The organism is Parahaliea mediterranea (assembly GCF_003402235.1).
In the GTDB taxonomy this organism is placed as follows: Bacteria; Pseudomonadota; Gammaproteobacteria; order Pseudomonadales; family Halieaceae; genus Parahaliea; species Parahaliea mediterranea.
The window spans coordinates 1,005,900-1,024,411 of record NZ_QEWO01000001.1 but is presented as its reverse complement, the minus strand read 5'-3'; the positions used below and the strand labels follow the sequence as shown (position 1 = coordinate 1,024,411).

Sequence of the window (18,512 nt, the reverse complement as noted above, 5' to 3'; positions counted from 1 at the left end):
TCTCCTAGAGTATATTTTCCTGCAACTGGCGGGTAAGGTAGTCTGCCTGGCGCAGTGCCAGTGCGACGATGGTCAGTGTTGGATTGCCGCAGCCGACGCTAGGGAACAGGCTACCATCACAGACGAAAAGGTTTGCAATATCATGGGTCTGCCCCCAGGGGTTACAGACGCTGGTTGCCGGATCGTTACCCATGCGGGCTGTACCCATATTGTGGGTAGCCGGTAGCATATCGACGATAGCGTGTACTTTTTTTGCGTTCAGCGCCCGGTAAATCGCCTTGCCACACTTCAAGGCATACTCTTTCATACGCCGGGTGTTGGGGTGCTCCTCATAGTGAACGATAGGTACGGGCAGTCCGTAGCTGTCTCTCTCGGTCGGGTGTAGCGTGATGCGATTGCTCTGTTGGGCAAGGTCCTCGCCGTGAATCAGCATGGCCGCCAGGTGATCGTAGTTCTCCAGCGTGCTCGCATAGTCTTCACCCCAGCCATTCGGGTCGAGGAACTTGGCAAACATCTCCGGTGCGAAAGGGACTGTCAGCATTAGGATGCCACCAGCGAAACCCCGCTCGGGATTGTGACCGGCTTCGTCTCGGATGATGCCAGCTTGGTGGGCGCCCCGGTGTAAGTTGACCGGCCCGGGCATTTCTCCGACCACACTGGCGATAAAGTGTCGCATGTAGTTGCGTCCCACCTGATCACTGCTGTTGGCGAGACCATTGGGAAACCTGTCGCTGGTTGAGTTGAGCAGCAAGCGGGAAGTTTCTACCGCGTTGCATGCGACACAGACGGCGCGCGCCTTCTGGATCCTGAGCGTTCCCTCGCTGTCGAGATAGTGGACCTCGTCGACCCGCCCTTGCGCATTGTGTCCTATGCGCACCACCATCGACTCCGGACGCAGTTCGAAGTGTCCACTGCGCTCCGCCTGTGGAATCTCGGTGTAGAGAGTTGACCACTTGGCCTGAATTACACAGCCGCTGGTGCAGAATCCGGATTGCACACAGGCCGGCCTGCCGTCTCGTGCCACGGAGTTGATGGCCACATGATTGGTGTCGATGTCGGTGTAACCCAGCTTACGTGCGCCAGCTTCCAACACCTTGTAATTATTGTTACCCGGTAGAAGAGGTATGTTGTGGGTGCCGGTGACGCCCATGCGGTCTTCCGCGAGACTGTAGTAGGGACTCAATGTTTCCAGATCGAAAGGCCAGTCCTGCAGGTTAGTGTCGGGGATGTCACCGTACAACGAGTCGGTGCGGAATTCATGCTCCTGTAGCCGCGGGCACGAGGCCGTCCAGTGCATTGTGGTGCCGCCGACTGTCTTGCAGGTCCACACCGGTAATCCTGGCACCGTTTGGCCGCTACTGATGCGTGGGTCCAGCCAGGTCAGTTTGCCGAACATTTCGGTTTCGTCGTTGACGACGTCCGCGGGCGACAGTCGTCGCCCGGCTTCCAGGCAGACGACATCGACGCCATTCTGGGCGAGTTGGTTGGCCAATACGCCGCCTCCGGCTCCAGAACCGATAACCACGACAACGGAGTTGTCGGTCAGTGCGAATTGCTTGTTCATTTATCCTCCAGCCAGTCAATGTCGTCGAACCCCCGGTGCAGGTAGCCGCCGTACTCGATGGAGGAGCCCTCATAGCCAACGAGCTTCCACACCGCAGGGTTGCGATAAAGAGATTCAATGGTGCGGTTGCGCAGGTAGCCGAAAACGCTGGCGTCCTCGATGGCGGCCAGGGCTTCAATCTGCGCGTCATGACTCATCTGCATCCAGTTTCTCGCTACCGCCTTATTTAGCAGGATTGGTGTCTCGGCTACGGAGTGCAGGAGGCCCTCGTTGGTTGAAATGTCAGCCTCGATGTCTTTCACCACGCCGAGGTAGATCTCATCCGCCAGGCCTTCGTGAGGAAACAGCAGTCGGGCTACTTGGACAAGTGCCAGGCTGGTTGCGGGAGAAAGGTGCTCCAGTCCCATTGCCTGGGTATCGTGGGTTGTAAGAGACAGCGGGGCAAGCGAGAGCGCAGGCGCGCTCAATAGAATTTGGAGCAGGGCGCGCCGGCTCAACGTCGTGCTGGTGGCTGGCGAAAGTTCTGAGTGTTTCATGATCTGATCCTCAATCGATCTCCCAGGATGTCTCCAGGCCCCCAATCAGGGCCACGATTGTCCGGTTCAATGGGCAGGGAATTTGCAATCTGGTAGCGAACTGTACGATGCCGCCATTCAGGGCGCCGACCTCGGTGGGCTTGAGGTGACGTACATCTATCAGCATGCTGGGTGCATGGTCGTAGGCCTTGAGCGCTGCCTTGTTCAGCATGTCCAGTGGATCGCTGTGCAGGCTGATTCCCAGGGCTTTGGCGACTGTGATGCCCTCGCGGGCTATCCCGTACATGAGTTCCCGCAGTTCTGGTTGCTGATACATACGGCCAAAGGTCAGCCCGGTGAGCGCGCAAAGCCCGTTGGCGGCTGAATTAAAAATCAACTTGCTCCACTTGATACCCCGGGGATCTGGCACAGCATGACTTTCAATACCCTTGTCGTTGAGTAGGTCGGTAAGGGTGCGTGCATCTTCTAGAGTGGCCTGTTTGCTGGCGGGGCCGATCCAAGTTGTCCCGTCGGTATCGAAATCGATGCTGCCGGGTCGGACGATATGTCCCCCAAGCATGGTCGTGCCGCTGAGAATGCGGTCGACGTATTCGCCCATGATTTCTTCGTTACCGACGCCATTTTGCATACTGCAAACGATACCGTTCCTCAGCAAGTGAGCTGTATCCGCGATTGCCTCGCGGGTATTGGCGAACTTGGTGACCACGATGCCGATGTCGCAGGGCGGAATGCAGCTGGGATCTATCGTGGCGTGAACCACGGCCCGGTACTGTTTGCGGCCAGCCAGTGTCAGCCCGTTCTCGTTCAACGCGCGAACGTGGCTTTCATTTCTGTCGTAGGCCCAGACGGTTACATTCTCGTGCATGGCCAGATGGGCGCCGAAAATTCCGCCCAGGGCGCCGCAGCCTACAATACAAACATTCATATGCAAGGGGCCTGGGGTGAACATGCAGGCGTTAACACTCCCTTAGTTGCGCCAGCCGGAGTGGAGGAAGGTGTTTTGCCCTGGGTGATGGATGCCATACGACTAGAACGCATAGCCCAGAGTGAGGAACCACTGGCGGCCTCGGTCGTAGGCTTGCATGTCAAATCCGAAGCCGGGCTGGTAGTCGCCGAATATCCGGTAGTTCTCATCATTGAGGTTGGTGACGCCCGCGGTGGCGTGGAAGCGCTCCGAGGGGCTGTTCCAGCGCACGCTGGCGTTGACTACATGATAGTCAGGCTGGAAGAGGGGCTCCGCGATGCCGGGACGGAAGGGAATGCCATTGGCGTTCGTGTAGAACTCAGACCGGTAGTTCACGTCGACCCGGGGCAGCAGTGTAGAGCCGCCGGGCAGTCTGAACGTTTTCTCAAGCGAGGCGTTGATGTTCCATTCTGAAATCAACGTAAACGGTGAGTCCAGTGTTAGGCCGGTAGCCTCGGCTCCCGGATTGATCTTGTCGTAACTGGCATCGAGATAGCCCAGCCCAAAGTCTACGCGCCAGTCGGCTGCCGGAACCCAGGACAGCTCCAATTCAACACCCTGCATGGTTGCTTCACCGGCGTTCGTAGTGAAGGGACCGATACGGGATGCGTCCGCTACCAGCAATTGCATTTCGGTGTACTCGGTGTAAAACAGCGCCGTATTGAGTCGCATCTTGCCATCCATCAGTTCTGCCTTGGCGCCGAGTTCATAGGAATCTACGTACTCAGGGTCGAAGCTGGGCAGGGAAGGCTCTGGTGGGAACACACGCTGGGTGAAGCCGTCGCTCTTGTAACCTTCGCTGTAAGTTGCATATACCATCGTGCTTTCGCCGATGTCATACGATAAGTTCAGATAGGGAGTTACTTCCTCAATAGAATTATTGACCGTTTCGTAGGGAACGATGCGATCGCCTACTTCACAGGGGATGTGGAAGGACGGCACGAAGCATGGGAAAGCCTGGGGGCCTAGTGGTAGCGCCTGAATATACTGGTCAGGTAGGTAGTCGCGGTCGTCCTCTGTGTAACGCAGACCGGCGGTGACTCTCAGTGCGTCGGTGATGTTGTAGGTGGTCTGGCCATAGACAGCGATACTTGTATAGTCGAAGTAACCGCCACTTTGGATGCTGACGGGGAAGAAGTTGTTCGGATTCAGGTTTTCGCCGTCTTCCTCGAAATAGTAAAGGCCGACGTTCCACTGCATGCGATCGTTGAATGCATCGCCCAGTAATTGGAATTCCTGGGAGAACTGGTCCTGTACAAACGTGTCGCTAACGTGGTTGATCGGGTTCCGGTAGGGGCCGTCTGGGTCGGGCGTCAGCGGGGTTCCAACTTCCTGATGGCCGCCGTCGCGGTCCTGGGCGAAAGAACCGTCGATTGAGCGATAGGCGGTGATCGACTTGAAGGTGAAATTGTCAGCTTCCCACTCAAGGGTGAAGTAGGCGCCCTCGGTATCCAAATCGGAGTAATTGGGGCCGGTGCCGAGGTTGGTGTTATTGCCAGTCACCACGGTATCGTTGGTGTAGCAGGCCGGGGAGGCTTCCGGGCCAAAGCAGTTGTAGGGGTTGCCGCCGCCTGCGAAGGCGTTGTGGCCGGTGACAAAGCTGCGAGGCGTTTGCTCAGGGGTGTCGACCCGAGTGATCAGAATGGGCGGACCATTGGTCTTGTCTGTGCCGTACTCCATGGCGAGATCTATGGTCAGGCGCTCTATCGGTTCCCAACGAAACGCGAGACGGCCATTAACGTTGTCCTGGTTGCCGAGGTCCTTGCTGTCGAATGGACGTTTCACATAGCCGTCCTGCTCGAAACTCGCTAGCGAGGCGCGCATGAAGAAGTTGTCTGTTAGCGGGATGTTGATAGCGCCGCGCACATCTATACGATTATCGGTGCCGAGGGTGGTATCGATCTTGCCGGAAAATTCGTCGTTGGGTTTTTGTGTGGTGATGCTGATAGCGCCACCGATAGTGTTGCGTCCGAACAGTGTGCCCTGTGGCCCTCGCAAGATCTCGACTCGATCAATATCGATCATGTCGAACACTGAACCCACGGTGCGGCTCAAATAGACGCCGTCGACGTAAATGCCAACACCGGGCTCAGTGGTGGGAGCGAAATCCTTCTGTCCAATACCGCGTATGAATACGGCTGCATTGGAGCCCACGCCGCTGTTAGAGGGCGTATTCTGGAAAACCAGGTTGGGCGTCAGATCCTGCAAACGGTTGATCTTACTGATGCCCTGCGCCTCAAGACGATTTGACGAAAAGGCGGAGACTGCAATGGGCGTATCCTGCAAGCCCTCTTCACGCTTGCGTGCGGTGATCACGACCTCCTCAAGGGCGCTGGCCCCACCCTGGGCAAAGCTGAGGCTTGCCGGATAGGTACACGTCAAGCACAGTGCCGTGCGAAGTAATATGCGTCTGGTTTGAGAGTTGGATTTCATGTCCGCTTTCCCCCGGTCGGAAACTCAATGTGTTGACGCCGCGCCTCTTGTGGAAGGCTGGCCTGGTTGAACTTGGGTAGAACATTTTTATGTGTCAGTAAGGCAACGAAGTCGCGCATACGCTGTTCACGGTAGGCGTCGACATCGATGTTTTGATAATTGAAAAAGCCGACGCCATCCCTGATTCCGTTGCGGCCTTCTTCCATGTTGCTATTGATGATCGCGGGTGCCCGGTAGCGTTCATCCAGAGCGCCCGAGAGATATTTCGATGCGTAGTACAGAATGTCGCCACCACCCCAATCGATGAACTCCAGCAGGCCGAGTACGGCAAAGCGCAAGCCGAAGCCGTAATTGACGGCTTTGTCGATGTCTTCGGGTGAGGCCACACCTTCTTCCACCAGCCGTGCTGCTTCGTTCATCGCCAGGGCCTGGATGCGTGGGACGATATAGCCCGGCGATGCCGAGCATACGACAGGTACCTTGCCGATACTCTCCAGGGATGCGACCAGATCGTCGACAGACTGCTGGCTGGTATCGTCGCCCCGGGCAATTTCCACCAGAGGCATGAGATGTGCTGGATTCAGCCAGTGGGCGTTGAGAAAGCGGCTGGGCTGGTACACCCATGTGGCCAACTCTGTCACCAAAAATGTGGAAGTGGTTGAGGCGATAACGGCATCGGGACTGGCGTTTTCTGCCAGGTATTTGAGGCACTCCACCTTGGCCGTCATTACCTCGGGCACTGCCTCGAAGATGACATCACACTGGGCGAGCGCTTTGCCGGGGGCTTCGCGATGGCTAAATGTGAGGCGTTCCAACACCTGGTCGACTGCGTTTTCCTCTAACAGTCCTATCTTTGTCAGAAATTGCAGATCAAGGGTCAACTCTTTCAGTGCCGCGTGATACAGGGCTTCCCGGTCTGCTTTCGATCGCTGTTTGATGTCCACAAGTAGCACCGGGATACCGGCGAAGATGTAGCTGAGTGCGATTCCTCGCCCCATGCGTCCAACTCCAATAACACCTACGCTTTTCATCTGGCGCTTCCCTCCTCAGAATTGTCCGGTTTGCAGCAACGTGTACATTTGCTCCCGGTTCAGTCCGACCAGGCCCAGGTTTTCCAGAGTTCGACCCTCTCGGTACAGATCTCGCCCGGTGACGCCGCTTGCCACGTTCAGCAGGCCTTCCGCTACTGGGGTAGAAACGCCAGCCCAGCGACCCACCGATACCAGCAGGGACAGTCCCAGCCGGGTGTCTTCCAGCATGTATCTATGCCTTTCTAGGTCGATATCCTCGCGCCAGTCGCCGCTATCGGTCAGTTTTTCGTGTGCCGAGCGGCCGTACATCCACTCATCGCCTTCGCCTTCCTTGTTGTAGTGATCCGCCAGTGGGAAATGTGGGGCGCCGTAGCCAAGCGCTTCACGCAGGGCTATGCGCTCTCCATCCAGTGCCGTGGTCACTCTGCGGATAGAGGGCTGAGTGCCTTCGTTGTGAATGTCCCAGGCATCGAAATGCTCCAGTGGTCCAGCATTCATCAGGATCAGCGGAGGATGAATGATCGGGCCCGCATTCATCAGGGCGCCACTCAGAGCATCCTTGCAGTGCTCGATCGGGTATATCTCCTTCAGTCGATTCAGCGCATAGTCCGAGTTGATGGCGGGAAAGACACCTGTGGGTAGGCGAGTGGCGTAGCCGCTGATCACCACGCGTGTCGGCCCGTGTTTGCGCGCTAGGTAGGGAAGGGTACCCGTCTCGGCAAAACTGACATCGGCGTTATTTTCCGCGTCACGCATCGCGCGATAGAACACATAGCTGCCGAAGGTGCCGGGGGGAAGGTAAACCGCTTGTCCGTCGACCAGTAGCGGCGCCAGATCTTTTGAGAGAGCCTCATGGGTCGTTGCAGGCAGGGGTATGACGATAATGTCAGCGCCCGTGACAGCCTCTTCCAGGGAGGTGGTGGGCTTGGCAATGATGATGTCACGCTCGCCATTGAAGTCGACGACCGTAATGCAGCGTGACTGGATAAGTGGCTGCAAAGCCTGGTTATCCCGCCGCCAAAAACGTACCGTGTGGCCTTTCTCGGAGAGTTCGGCAGCTGCTGCATAGCAGCCGTGCCCCCCACCCAATACTGCTATTTCCATAAACTGCTTCCTTGTAGATCCATTCTGGAGAGGAATGACCTTTGTGCGATCAGGTCATTCCGGCTTCCGCTAGAGGAGTGCGATTCATTGGTGGCACATTCGAAACCTGCCTGGCTGTAGCCCGGTAGTATTTGCAACCACAGGCGGTAACGACTACCGCCAGCACGGCCCCGATACCGGCGACCAACGCCATCGAATACCCGACCAGATTCTCTTCGCGGAAAAGGTAGTCAGTGCACAGTGCCACGAGAGTTGCACCGCCGGTGATGCCAAAGAGGTTCAGAAAAAGGAAGAACACTGCGGTCACCTGGGCGCGCATGCGGTTGGGTGCTGCAATTTGCAGCGCAGCGGCTGAGGTGGCCAACGGAAAGCTGGCAAAGAAAAAGGCCACAGCCAGGACCGCGATGGTTGAATCCAGTCCTGGCATGAACGGAAATGCCAGTGCCGGAAGCAGGGCACCGATGCCGCCAGTCATGCCAGATTTCATTGCCGCGTCGGTGTGTCCGCGGCGACTCCAGAAGTCGGTCAGGCAGCCGCTGGCGAGCACCCCCAGAGCATTGCAAACCAGCACAATGGAACCGAGATACAGTCCCACCTCTCTGGTAGCCAGCTCGAAATTCCGCAAGAGGAAGGCAGGGGACCAGGAAAGCAGTGCAAACAGCACCATTGAAAGCAGACCGAACCCGAGATTGAGGGAGAGGAATGTCTGCCAGTTCAGGCGCATGTAGGCGCCAACCTCAGCCAGCGAGTAACCGCTGTGACCTTCCTCGACGCCCTTGCGAGCAGGGTCCCGCACAGTCAGCTGAAACAGGGCTGCCAGTAGAAGGCCTGGCGCGCCGACAATAAAGAAGGTCATCTGCCAAGGCTTGATTTCACCTATTACCGGAATCGTAATTGTGCCGATACTGGAGACTACCCATTCAATGGCGACACCGCCGACCATGAACGCAATGCCGGCACCAAAAAATGAGCCCATCGAATAGATACCCAGTGCCAGGCCTAACCTGGATTTGGGAAAGGCGTCGGTGATCATCGAGTAGGCCGCCGGCGAAAGTGCCGCTTCGCCGACGCCGACACCCATACGGGCGAAGAACAGGTGCCAGAAATTTTTCGCTAGGCCACAGACCATGGTGGCTGCGCTCCATACCGCTACACCTATAGCGATAATGGCCGGGCGCGATCGCGTGTCCGCCATGCGTGCAATCGGCAGGCCCATCAAGGCGTAGAACAGGGCGAAGGAAAAGCCGTGAATCAGGCTGAACTGAGTATCGTTCAGGTCAAAGTCAGCCCGGATGTGCTCGACTAGCAAGGCCAGGATCTGCCGGTCGATGAACGAAAAGACGTAGGCGACCATGCACAGCACCACCATGTACCAAGAGCTGGCTAGCACGTTATTTGTGTCGAGATGGGCTGAGCTGTCTAGGGAGCTGTTCAAGTGATGGTCTCCGGTGGTGGAGCGCTGGCTTGCGTTGGTGATGCGTTATAAGTTAATCGGATATTTGCGGTGAACCGTCAAATGCCGATTTATAGATACCTTTTTTTTGAAAGCCTTTTATTCAAGTGATTTCTGGCTTGGCGTTAATTTATACCTAAAATGTTGGCAAATAAAAATCAAATGATTTTTTGTCTGATATACAAAAAACAAATAATATGAGGGGGTTGCCGGGGTGCGGCGAGAGGGACGCGTGCGCAGTATTATTCCTGCCGGCAAAGGTTCAGCAGTATTTCCTGCATCCAGCGGTGCGCGGGGTCATACTCCAGTCCGGCGTACCACATGAGGTAGTAGTCGACCTTGAATCCGGGAACGGGAAGGGGGAAGAGGTTGAGGTCGTATTGCGCAGCATAGATTCGGCCAACCCTGGAGGGTAGGGTGCAGATGAGGTCCGTACTGCTGACAATGTATGGATAGTTGAGAAAACTGGGGACCACCATCGTGCGGTGGCGCCTCACGTCCATGGCGGTGAGGAATTCCTCCATCACTGACACCCGCTGGCCGTAGGGATAGACCACCACCTGTTGGGCATCGAGGTACTGATCCAGCGTAAGTTCGTCGCGAATAATCGGGTGAGCCTTTCTGACCAGGCAGGAGGCGGTTTCGGTGATAACGTGCGCATTGTGGAAGTCCTCTTCCACCATCTGCATATAGTCAATATTGAAGTCGACCGTACCGAACCGCATCTTGTCGATGAGCCTGGCATCATTACTCGAATGTATATTGATTGTTACCGGGGAGCCGAGTTGCTGCAGGTAATACATCAGCCGGGGGGCGATGAGTACGCCGCCATAGTCCATGGACGCTATGGTAAATGAGCGGTTGCTCGCCGTGTAGTCGAATTCCTCGGGTTGGGTCAGGGTGTTGCGAATCATCTCGAGAATCTGCCGAACTGGCTTCTCGAGCTCCTGGGCGCGGGGAGTTGGTCGCACGCCGCGCCCAGTGCGGATGAAAAGCTCATCCTTAAGGATCAGGCGTAAGCGCGACAAGGCGGCACTGGTCGCAGGCTGGCTCATGCCGATCTTTTCGGCTGCTCTTGAAATATTACCCTCGGTGATGACCGCATGGAATACGGTGAGGAGGTTGAGGTCGATACTCCGAAGATTCATGGCGTAGGTCCGGAAATTTCCAGTCGATCGGAGGTACGTCTGCTCAGATGGCCGTTTGGTGGGCAACAGGAGCGCCGCAGGGCGTTGTGATCTGTCAGGGCGTACCGACAGTGACGATAGCATGAATTTGGCGTCGCGGAGTTCGTGTTCTCCCCCGGTTCCCCTGCGACGCGCGGTCCTGATAAGTGGATTGCGGTGCTACCTTCGCCGACCCCGGACGCCTGGAAGGTGGGTGCAATGTCTACGAGTCCGCCTGCGCGGGCTGTCATGCGTTGGGAGCAGCCCGTACGCATGTGATGTCAGCAATCGAATATCGGATCGACGAATCGTTGAGGCAAGCGGCCATATGCTGATGCACCGGTGCTCAATGCTGTAGCGGAATTCTAACCTAATGGCTTGTAGGCTGGCCGCGCTAATCTTTGGCCTTGATTGCACCTTCGACACCGCCCTTACCTTCTGCCCATTGTTCCCATACGGTGGGGGCTAATTGCGTTGAGCTTTGATACTGGATGGCGCTCCCTCGAAGACAAAATCATTCAGAAACATACGCTGGCTGTAAAGCTTACGCTCAATCGCGGTCAGTTCTGCTTCTCCACTAATGTCATCCCAAGTGCTGCGGATAACCTCGATTTGTCGCTTGATAATCTCCTTCGCTGCATGGTCATCAAGTTGAAAGCTAGGTGCAGCTTCAAGGCAATTTTTCAGTGTGCTCGCTCTATTATCTCCAACGATCAGCATGGCTTGGCTGGCCACATTCCCCGTGCGGCTCTGTGGGCAAATGTCGTAGGCGGGTGTCAGGGACAGTTGCTCACCGTTCCAAAATGCCGCGTGGTTGCGTGCATGGTCGTCGGTGTTTCCGCACAGGATGTTAAACACCAGGCGACCAAATAGCTCCTGCAGGGTCGACTTTGGGGAAGTAAATCGGTGTCGGACAATCTCCGCGAGGTCTTCATAGCTGGCATAGCGCGCCATCATTTCATCAAGACCGAAGAGGGTTAGCGCTGACATCATGGATTTGCGTGTCCAGCCGTTCTCTGTCCGGGTGCGGTCAAATCGCTCAATCAGCAACACGTCTTTTTCGGCGACGCGGGCAATTGTGACTGGGGCGACACTGAGGCCGACTTTTTCAGCAAGGCGCATGGCGACGTACTCAGCCTTTACCACGTTGTAGGTGTCTGTTGATGAGGAAAACTTTGCAATCAATTTCCTGTCGCCATCCTGAAGCAGTGCCTTGGGGCGGGCTCCGCCTAACGATGAGCCGTGAAACAGTGCTTGATCCAGGTCGGGCGAAAGAGGGACGCCTTGTTCAACCTTCTCAGCAGCGCTCAATAGCTCTTCGAGTGTTGCTGTCTCTATCGTACGCGGCACGTATTTTGAGGGAGAGGGCTGGAAGTCGAGTGCCCCCACGCGGTCTGATCCAGACGCCAACAGATAGGTTAGTTCATCAAGTGCGGCTATGTCGGTATCTTTACCTTTGCGCCCGAAGGTTCGGTTCAGGATAACCCGGCGCCCCCATGCGTCGGGGGCAGCGTCGCGCAGGCAACCGGCCATGCTCAGGCCGGCCTCGGGCGGAATGGCGCCGCGGCGCAGGGGAAGTTCCGGGAGATAGATGGCCATACAGTTATTGCGCTGCAGATAGCTTTGGCCGTAGTTATAAATCAGCCGTTCGCCGTCGCGCGAAATTCTTCCAGCGACCACTGGCTCTGTCGCCCCCGGTAACCAAAGCCAGACGAAGGCCTCATCTGGCGTAGATAGTCGTGGGCGATCAGAAGTCATCGTTGATATTCTGCTTTTTTTTGCGTGCAGCCTGCGGGAGCAGGGTGAGTTTATTGTGCTCAATAGCAAGGTGTCGTGTCAGGGTGGTTGGTTCGGCTTCAAACAGGTGTATCCCCAGAATTGCGGCCAGTTCAAACGCCGCGCCAATGGATGTGCCCATTTCGCCCTGTTCTATCCGGTGTACGAGGCCGCGCGAAACGCCCGCCCGCTCGGCGATATCCGCCACTGTCAGGCTGCGCTCAATGCGCGCGTTGCGGATCATTAGTCCAAGAAGTTTGACGGCTTCTCGGGCGTAGCGGGAATAGCTTCTGTGCGCTGGTTTTGACATGGGCGATAGATCTATAAATAGGGTTTAAAGATGCTTTGCGCTTCATTTATGCACCATATTGGCAGCAAGGTGCTGGTCTTGCAAGGTTGTTCAATATGGTAATGATCTTTAAGCGGGTCATAAATAACTATAGTGACCTGTTAATGGCTCTATTCCTCGCATGCTGGTAGTGCGGCGTTTGTCGATGTTGAGATTTAAGCAATAGATACAACGCTTCAGTCCCGGAATTTCAAAAGCCGCCGCCGTTGGAGCGCATGCAGCAATTTGGTGTTGTGGCACAGTTCAGCCAGCGCGTTATGCTCGCTTCGAGTGCCCCAGCGCTATCCGGTGGACCACTTTGAAGCATGTTCGGAAGCTTCCTGATCGCAGGCGGCTGATTCCCATCAGTGCAGTTTTTGGGAACTTGGAACCGTGCTGTACTTACCACAATTCCTATTCGACGCTACAGCCGTTAATTCTTAAGATGATGGCCTGGACAATTCCATTCGCATGCATCGGTAAGGGCCAATAACCACGTGAGAACGCGCCGGCATCAGTTTTTTTCATCCCAATTCACAATGGCCCTTGCCGCCTTGATGGGCGCGGCAATTGCTGTGAATGCCTGTACCAAGGTGGGGCCCGCGCTGGATTCGAGCGCGGAGCGTGATGCCAATCAGGCGCCGGAATTTACGACACCGGTGGCCGAGTTGAGGCTGGCGGACGGACGGGTCACGCTGTTCGGCATCAAAGCCTGCAAGGTCTATCAGTCTGTGATGTCCGGTCAAGCCCGGCAGGGTTGGGAACTGCTATTCAAACCCGCGCCTTACCCGTTGCCACAGCAATGTGTGAGAGAGCGGCTAGAGTTTGACGGGGAGTATATTCAGGTGGAAATTGGCACCCAGGCGATGGGGGCGGGCGGGTGCTGCACTCACTATGCGGCCTATCGCAGCCGGGATGGCGAGCACTGGGAGGTGCGCCCGGCCACTTCGATCACGCAATGGCAGCCGCTGGAGGCAGCAGGCGCAAACAGCCCCGAATAGGAGTGGGTGTGGCTATAGGGAAAGGCTCCACCATTGCCGCGCTCGCCCAATGAGGACCCGTTTGCCGATGCGGTAAGTTGGCGCGGCTGCGCAATCAAAAGCTTCGCAAATTTCAGCTTCAGCCTGGACTCTTTCCGGTGCTGCTGTTTCCCCACCTGAAAATTTACATGAACTTTTGCGGATGAAAGCCAACCAACAACTGACGCACGGTGCTTTCGCAGCTTTCGGTGTTTCCCCTGCGAAAGCCTGTGACGGCCCTCCCGGCCAGTGTGCGGAATTTGCAGTGGCGGGGCGGTGTTGAACGGATAGGCCGAAACGACTTTGGCATTACGACAAGTACAATCCAACGAGAGGACTTTCGAATGAAGATTGCCAAGTACATTGGCCACTGGATGCTGGTTCCCGCCATTGTGTTGCTTGCCGCATGTGCGACAACGCCCACAACTGCGGTGACGATCGCCGAAGCCCAGGCCGTTGCGGATGGCACGGAAGTGGTGGTCGATGTCAGGATCGCCCAGAAACTGGATGATGAGGAATATCTGGTGGCAGACCCGTCCGGCGAAATTACCGCGGTGATTGATGAGGACATTCTGGGCAAGGTGCAATTGTCTCCCAGCGCGACAATACGGCTGTACGGTGTTATCGACCGCGATGAAGACGCCAGTACGCTGGAGGTTGAAAAGCTCCAGGTGCTCAACTAAGCCGTTGCTGAGGGGGCAATAATGCCCCCTCGTTTTAACCCGTTTGGGTCTCTGCTGTGGCCGGGCGAGCCGTGCCTAGAAGCCTCTGCTGCTCTGCGGCGCTGCGCCACAGGAAGTTGCCCGGCAGGCCCAGGCGTTCGCTGGCCCTGGCCGGCGCGGATGCCGGGTCGTATTTGCGCTCGGCCACAAATCCCATGCAGCGAAGTGTCATCCTGTCCAACAAGGTCAGGTTGTAGTCGGGCCCCAGCGCCAGTTTTTCCCGCACGATGGGCGGCAGCAGCGAGACGGCGCCGCGTGCTATGGCGCGGCGAATGAAGCGCGGTACGCCCGGGGCGGAGTCGCTGGATTCGATAATCTGCAGGAATTCGCGGTTGATCGGGTGGGGTTCAAAGCCCGGGGCCAGGCCTTCCATCATCGCCAGAAAGTCATCTTCGGATGTTGGGGTTTGTGTCACGCCGTACAGAGCGGCAATGTCTTCGCCGCTGTTCCAGAAGCGCGCCTGTTCTTGGTCGCTCAGGGGCGTCACAAAGCGGTTGTAGGCTTTCAGGAAGCCGTAGGCCGCTGTCGCGTATACCCAGTTCAGCAACTCCGGGTCCATGGCGCGGTAGGGCTGCCCATCCGGCGTGTGGCCTTCTACCCGGCTGTGCATGCGGGTAATGCCGGCAATCATTTTCTCGGCGGTTTCTTTTGGCCCGTACACACCCACCATGGCAGCCAGGCCGGTGCGCTCGGAGCGGCCAATGGGGTCGATTTTGTAGGTGGAGTGGTCCCACACGCCGCTGCGTATGCGCGGGTCGGCAAATTCCAGCAGCACCGCGCAAACGCCGCCGACCGTCAGCGCCACCGGGTTTTTGTAGATGCGCCACTGCAGGGATTGCGGCCCCAAAAAGGCCGGTGCACCTGGCGGGTTGGCGAAGTCAACGCTTGTGCCCTTGCGAGCGCTGGGACCGGTGCGCATAGTGTTGCCTCTTGCGTGGTTGGTTGAGCTATCTACGGATGGGCGCCGATGGGCAGGTGCCTGTTGGTAAGAGCCCGGCGATACGCATCGCTTGAAATGTATCGCTTGATAGGGTTAAGTTTATATCAGTTGATATAGTTATACGCAACACGCTGCGCGCCTCGCGGTATATCGCGCGCCCCGAGGAGAAGCCATGCCCAAGCAAGCCAGCGCTTTTGCCACCAGCCAGAGCCGGGGTGAGGAATCCCGCGCCCGGATTCTGCAGGCTGCCCTGGGGATATTCGGCCGTGAGGGCTTCGCCCAGGCGACTACGCGCCGTATCGCCGATGCGGCGGAGGTTGCCTTACCGGCCATCAAGTATTACTTCGACAACAAAGAGGGGCTCTACCTCGCCTGTGCGCGGGAGATTGTGCGCCGCTACGAGGCGGGCGTCGGCAGTTTTGTGGCAGAGGTGGGGCAGGCGCTGGCTGATGGCATGTCATCGGGTGAGGCGCGCGAATCATTGAAGCAGGTGATGCGCCGGGTGAGCGCGGTTACCGGTGATGATGCCGATGCCGACCTGCGCACCGGTTTTGTACTGCGCGAGTTGACCGAGCAGGGCCCCGCCTTTGAGGTGCTCTACCAACAGCTGTGGCAGCCAGGCGTGGCTATTACCGCCCGCCTGATTGCCCGTATTGAAGGCAAGGCCAAGCCGGACGGGGCGGCGCATACACAGGCCCTGATGCTGCACGCCAGCATGACGGCGTTCAGTACCACCCGGCCGGTGTCGCTGCGCTATCTCAAGGACAACAAGGTATCGGCCACCCGCAAGGCATCGGGCGTGGCGGCGGCGCTCTCGGCACTGGAAGCACAGATTGATCGCATGGGTGGCTGACCTTTATCAGTTATAACAGGCCGGATGGGTTGTGATAACGATAAGTAGCGGGTTGAGGCAAAGCGGATGAAGGCAGGTCAGCAATATGAAGGCCCTGTCTCATGCCGGCGCTTGTGTTACGCCCTGTGTTTGCAGCCCTTGCATCTGCAGCTGTAGCGCCAAACAATGGTGGTCTGTTTGATTGAGGATCGCCCCATGCCACTGCACTCACCCCGCCGCCAGTTTCTGTCCGCCATCGGCCTCGGGGCGACCCTGGGCGCCTTTTCGCCCCTGTCTCGCGCGTTGCAAGAAGGCGCTGCCGCCAGCCTGCCCAAGCGTGCCACGCCACTACCACTGGCGGCGGTGCGGCTGCTGCCGGGGCCCATGCTGGATGCGCTCAACACCAACTTGCGCTATCTGCTGAGCCTGGAGCCAGAGCGCCTGCTGCACAACTTCTACACCGGTGCCGGCCTGCCGCCAAAGGGCGAGGTGTACGGCGGCTGGGAGAGCGACACCATCGCCGGGCATACCCTGGGCCACTACCTGTCGGCGCTGGCCCTGAGTTACGCACAAACCGGCACCGCCGAGTGCTGCGCGCGGGTGCAGCGCATTGTGGATGCGTTGCAGCACATTCAGGCCAAGCGCGGCGATGGCTATGTGGCAGGGCTGACCCGCAAGCGCCCCGACGGCAGCGTTGTCGACGGGCAGGAAATTTTCCCCGAAATCATGCGCGGGCAGATCATCTCCGGCGGTTTTGACCTGAACGGTGCCTGGGCGCCCCTGTACACCATTCACAAACTGTTCGCCGGCTTGCTGGATGCCCAGTACTACTGCGGCGTGGAAAACGCCCTGCCAGTGGTGCTTGGCTTTGCTGCCTATCTGGAGAAGGTGTTTGCTGCGCTCGATGATGCACAACTTCAGCAGGTGCTGGCCTGCGAGTACGGCGGGTTGAACGAGAGCTTTGCCGAACTGTATGCCCGCACCGGCGATGAGCGCTGGCTGGCGGTGGCACTGCGCCTTTACGACAAGCGAGTGCTGGACCCGCTGATGGCCGGGCGAGATGAGTTGGCCAACTTCCATGCCAACACCCAGATTCCCAAACTGATCGGCCTGGCGCGGATTGCCGAACTCAGCGGCGACAGTGAGCGCGCCGCGGCGGCCCGGTTTTTCTGGCAGCGGGTGACGGACCATCACAGCTATGTGATTGGCGGCAACGCGGACCGGGAGTACTTCTTTGAGCCCGACCATATCGCCCGGCATATCACCGAGCAGACCTGTGAGCACTGCAACAGCTACAACATGCTGCGCCTTACCCGGCGCCTGTACGGCGAGCGGCCGGATGCCGCCCTGTTCGACTATGTGGAACGCACCCACTACAACCACATTCTTGCCGCCCAGCACCCGGATACCGGCATGTTCACCTACATGACCCCGTTGATGGCGGGCAGCGCGCGGGTGTATTCCACGCCAACCGATTCCTTCTGGTGCTGTGTGGGCAGCGGCATGGAAAGCCATGCCAAGCACGGCGAATCGATTTTCTGGGAGTCGGAAGGGGTGCTCTTTGTGAACGAGTACATTCCCGCCGAGGCGCAGTGGCGCAGCCAGTCCGCCACCGTGCGGCTGACCACCGCCTATCCTTACAATGGCGAGATCACGCTGGCCCTGTCGATGCTGGCGGCACCGCGCACCTTTACCCTGGCCCTGCGCATTCCCGGCTGGGCCGGCTCGGCCGAGGTGAGCGTGAACGGCGATGCGGCCGCGGTGGTTGTGGAAAGGGGCTACGCCCTGTTGCACCGCCGCTGGGCCGAAGGTGACGTTGTGGTATTGCGCTTGCCGCTGGTGTTCAGGGAGGAGGCTACCCCCGGTGATGCCACCACCGCGGCCCTGCTGCGCGGGCCGCTGGTGATGGCGGCGGACCTGGGCCCGGCCGAGGGCAGCTACGAGGGGCTGGCCCCGGCCCTGGTGGGTGAGGATGTGCTGGCCGGCATTTCTACGGTGGATGCCGCCAGTGCCCGCTTCAAACTCAGTGCGGTGGTGGCGCGCCCCGAAGCGCTGGCCCTGGTGCCTTTTTATGGCCAGTACGAGCGCCGCAGCGCGGTGTATTTCAAGCGCTTCAGCGACGAGGACTGGGCGGTGGAAGAGGCGGCATTGCTTGCCGCCCAACGTGCAGAGCAGGCCCTGGCCAGGCGTTCGGTGGCGGTGATTCACCTCGGTGAAATGCAGCCCGAGCGCGACAGCAACCTGACATCGGCCATCTCCTACCCGGTGGTGTACCGCGGGCGACACGGCCGCGATGCACGGATGGAAGGCTTCTTCGAGTTCGACCTGCCGGTGGTGGCCGGCCCGCTTGTCTTCCAGGCCACCTACTGGGGTGGTGAGCGGCGGCGCAAGTTTCGCATTCTGCTGGATGGGCAGGAACTGGCGCGCCAGGAACTACAGGCGCCACAGCCCGGGGAGTTTGTCACCCTGTCCTACCCGGTAGAGGAGCACTTTACGCGCGACAAGGCACAGGTGCGCGTGCGGTTTGAGCCCATAGGCCGGCATACCGCCGGGCCGGTGTTTGGCGTTCGCTTGCTGCGCCCGGAAGCCACCTGAGGCCCGCCATTGTGCGGTAAATTGCCAAAAACCCGGACTGGGGTGGCGC

At 58.2% G+C, this 18,512-nt stretch carries 15 protein-coding genes; 4 read left to right on the top strand and 11 right to left on the bottom strand.

Features of this window, described 5'->3' with window-relative positions; translation table 11 throughout:
• Positions 1 to 4: 4 nt before the first annotated feature.
• The 10 genes from DDZ17_RS04350 to DDZ17_RS04305 all read right to left on the bottom strand — a co-directional run bounded on the left by DDZ17_RS04350 (position 5) and on the right by DDZ17_RS04305 (position 12,337).
• Positions 5 to 1,564, bottom strand: coding sequence for a GMC family oxidoreductase (locus DDZ17_RS04350; protein ID WP_116364686.1), 1,560 nt, complete (start codon positions 1,562 to 1,564; stop codon positions 5 to 7).
• Positions 1,561 to 2,100: a hypothetical protein gene (locus DDZ17_RS04345; RefSeq protein ID WP_116364685.1), complete on the bottom strand. Its 540-nt coding sequence runs from the start codon at positions 2,098 to 2,100 to the stop codon at positions 1,561 to 1,563. The genes DDZ17_RS04350 and DDZ17_RS04345 overlap by 4 nt, the downstream gene beginning before the upstream one ends.
• A gap of 10 nt (positions 2,101 to 2,110) precedes the next feature.
• Complete coding sequence (locus DDZ17_RS04340; protein ID WP_116364684.1) at positions 2,111 to 3,049, bottom strand: ketopantoate reductase family protein; 939 nt, start codon at positions 3,047 to 3,049, stop codon at positions 2,111 to 2,113.
• Positions 3,050 to 3,127: 78 nt separating this feature from the next.
• Positions 3,128 to 5,497: a TonB-dependent receptor gene (locus tag DDZ17_RS04335; protein ID WP_116364683.1), complete on the bottom strand. Its 2,370-nt coding sequence runs from the start codon at positions 5,495 to 5,497 to the stop codon at positions 3,128 to 3,130.
• Entirely contained in the window at positions 5,494 to 6,528 is a 1,035-nt protein-coding gene (locus tag DDZ17_RS04330; RefSeq protein WP_116364682.1) for a 3-hydroxybutyryl-CoA dehydrogenase, read from the bottom strand. Before DDZ17_RS04330 ends, DDZ17_RS04335 begins: the two co-directional genes overlap by 4 nt.
• Positions 6,529 to 6,543: 15 nt before the next feature.
• Positions 6,544 to 7,632, bottom strand: coding sequence for an NAD/NADP-dependent octopine/nopaline dehydrogenase family protein (locus DDZ17_RS04325; RefSeq protein ID WP_116364681.1), 1,089 nt, complete (start codon positions 7,630 to 7,632; stop codon positions 6,544 to 6,546).
• A 49-nt stretch (positions 7,633 to 7,681) separates the two neighbouring features.
• A complete protein-coding gene (locus tag DDZ17_RS04320; protein WP_206613433.1) occupies positions 7,682 to 9,067 on the bottom strand; it encodes a spinster family MFS transporter in 1,386 nt (461 codons plus the stop codon).
• Between the two features lie 260 nt (positions 9,068 to 9,327).
• Positions 9,328 to 10,233 carry a LysR family transcriptional regulator gene (locus DDZ17_RS04315; protein ID WP_170150145.1) on the bottom strand — a complete coding sequence of 302 codons (906 nt, stop codon included), beginning with the start codon at positions 10,231 to 10,233 and terminating at the stop codon, positions 9,328 to 9,330.
• Between the two features lie 483 nt (positions 10,234 to 10,716).
• Positions 10,717 to 12,009: a type II toxin-antitoxin system HipA family toxin gene (locus tag DDZ17_RS04310; protein ID WP_116364679.1), complete on the bottom strand. Its 1,293-nt coding sequence runs from the start codon at positions 12,007 to 12,009 to the stop codon at positions 10,717 to 10,719.
• Positions 11,999 to 12,337 (bottom strand): helix-turn-helix transcriptional regulator, encoded by a 339-nt coding sequence (locus DDZ17_RS04305; RefSeq protein ID WP_116364678.1) that lies wholly within the window; start codon positions 12,335 to 12,337, stop codon positions 11,999 to 12,001. The genes DDZ17_RS04310 and DDZ17_RS04305 overlap by 11 nt, the downstream gene beginning before the upstream one ends.
• A gap of 557 nt (positions 12,338 to 12,894) precedes the next feature.
• Here DDZ17_RS04305 and DDZ17_RS04300 point away from each other — a divergent pair.
• Together DDZ17_RS04300 and DDZ17_RS04295 are read left to right on the top strand one after the other, a co-directional pair.
• Positions 12,895 to 13,356 (top strand): hypothetical protein, encoded by a 462-nt coding sequence (locus DDZ17_RS04300; protein ID WP_116364677.1) that lies wholly within the window; start codon positions 12,895 to 12,897, stop codon positions 13,354 to 13,356.
• A gap of 362 nt (positions 13,357 to 13,718) precedes the next feature.
• Positions 13,719 to 14,057: a NirD/YgiW/YdeI family stress tolerance protein gene (locus DDZ17_RS04295; RefSeq protein WP_116364676.1), complete on the top strand. Its 339-nt coding sequence runs from the start codon at positions 13,719 to 13,721 to the stop codon at positions 14,055 to 14,057.
• A gap of 34 nt (positions 14,058 to 14,091) precedes the next feature.
• Here the strand turns inward: DDZ17_RS04295 and DDZ17_RS04290 are convergent, their stop codons facing one another.
• Positions 14,092 to 15,015: an oxygenase MpaB family protein gene (locus tag DDZ17_RS04290; RefSeq protein WP_116364675.1), complete on the bottom strand. Its 924-nt coding sequence runs from the start codon at positions 15,013 to 15,015 to the stop codon at positions 14,092 to 14,094.
• A gap of 193 nt (positions 15,016 to 15,208) precedes the next feature.
• Between DDZ17_RS04290 and DDZ17_RS04285 the strand changes: the two genes are divergently transcribed.
• Together DDZ17_RS04285 and DDZ17_RS04280 are read left to right on the top strand one after the other, a co-directional pair.
• A complete protein-coding gene (locus DDZ17_RS04285) occupies positions 15,209 to 15,889 on the top strand; it encodes a CerR family C-terminal domain-containing protein (protein ID WP_116364674.1) in 681 nt (226 codons plus the stop codon).
• A gap of 195 nt (positions 15,890 to 16,084) precedes the next feature.
• Entirely contained in the window at positions 16,085 to 18,463 is a 2,379-nt protein-coding gene (locus DDZ17_RS04280) for a glycoside hydrolase family 127 protein (RefSeq protein ID WP_116364969.1), read from the top strand.
• Positions 18,464 to 18,512: the final 49 nt, after the last annotated feature.

Bases quoted from the DNA above. Each gene is read 5' to 3' on its own strand.
- DDZ17_RS04280 (WP_116364969.1), top strand. From the start codon at position 16,085: ATGCCACTGCACTCACCCCGCCGCCAGTTTCTGTCCGCCATCGGCCTC.
- DDZ17_RS04330 (WP_116364682.1), bottom strand. From the start codon at position 6,528: ATGAAAAGCGTAGGTGTTATTGGAGTTGGACGCATGGGGCGAGGAATC.
- DDZ17_RS04285 (WP_116364674.1), top strand. From the start codon at position 15,209: ATGCCCAAGCAAGCCAGCGCTTTTGCCACCAGCCAGAGCCGGGGTGAG.
- DDZ17_RS04295 (WP_116364676.1), top strand. From the start codon at position 13,719: ATGAAGATTGCCAAGTACATTGGCCACTGGATGCTGGTTCCCGCCATT.
- DDZ17_RS04325 (WP_116364681.1), bottom strand. From the start codon at position 7,632: ATGGAAATAGCAGTATTGGGTGGGGGGCACGGCTGCTATGCAGCAGCT.
- DDZ17_RS04335 (WP_116364683.1), bottom strand. From the start codon at position 5,497: ATGAAATCCAACTCTCAAACCAGACGCATATTACTTCGCACGGCACTG.
- DDZ17_RS04310 (WP_116364679.1), bottom strand. From the start codon at position 12,009: ATGACTTCTGATCGCCCACGACTATCTACGCCAGATGAGGCCTTCGTC.
- DDZ17_RS04345 (WP_116364685.1), bottom strand. From the start codon at position 2,100: ATGAAACACTCAGAACTTTCGCCAGCCACCAGCACGACGTTGAGCCGG.
- DDZ17_RS04315 (WP_170150145.1), bottom strand. From the start codon at position 10,233: ATGAATCTTCGGAGTATCGACCTCAACCTCCTCACCGTATTCCATGCG.
- DDZ17_RS04290 (WP_116364675.1), bottom strand. From the start codon at position 15,015: ATGCGCACCGGTCCCAGCGCTCGCAAGGGCACAAGCGTTGACTTCGCC.
- DDZ17_RS04300 (WP_116364677.1), top strand. From the start codon at position 12,895: ATGGCCCTTGCCGCCTTGATGGGCGCGGCAATTGCTGTGAATGCCTGT.
- DDZ17_RS04305 (WP_116364678.1), bottom strand. From the start codon at position 12,337: ATGTCAAAACCAGCGCACAGAAGCTATTCCCGCTACGCCCGAGAAGCC.
- DDZ17_RS04350 (WP_116364686.1), bottom strand. From the start codon at position 1,564: ATGAACAAGCAATTCGCACTGACCGACAACTCCGTTGTCGTGGTTATC.
- DDZ17_RS04340 (WP_116364684.1), bottom strand. From the start codon at position 3,049: ATGTTCACCCCAGGCCCCTTGCATATGAATGTTTGTATTGTAGGCTGC.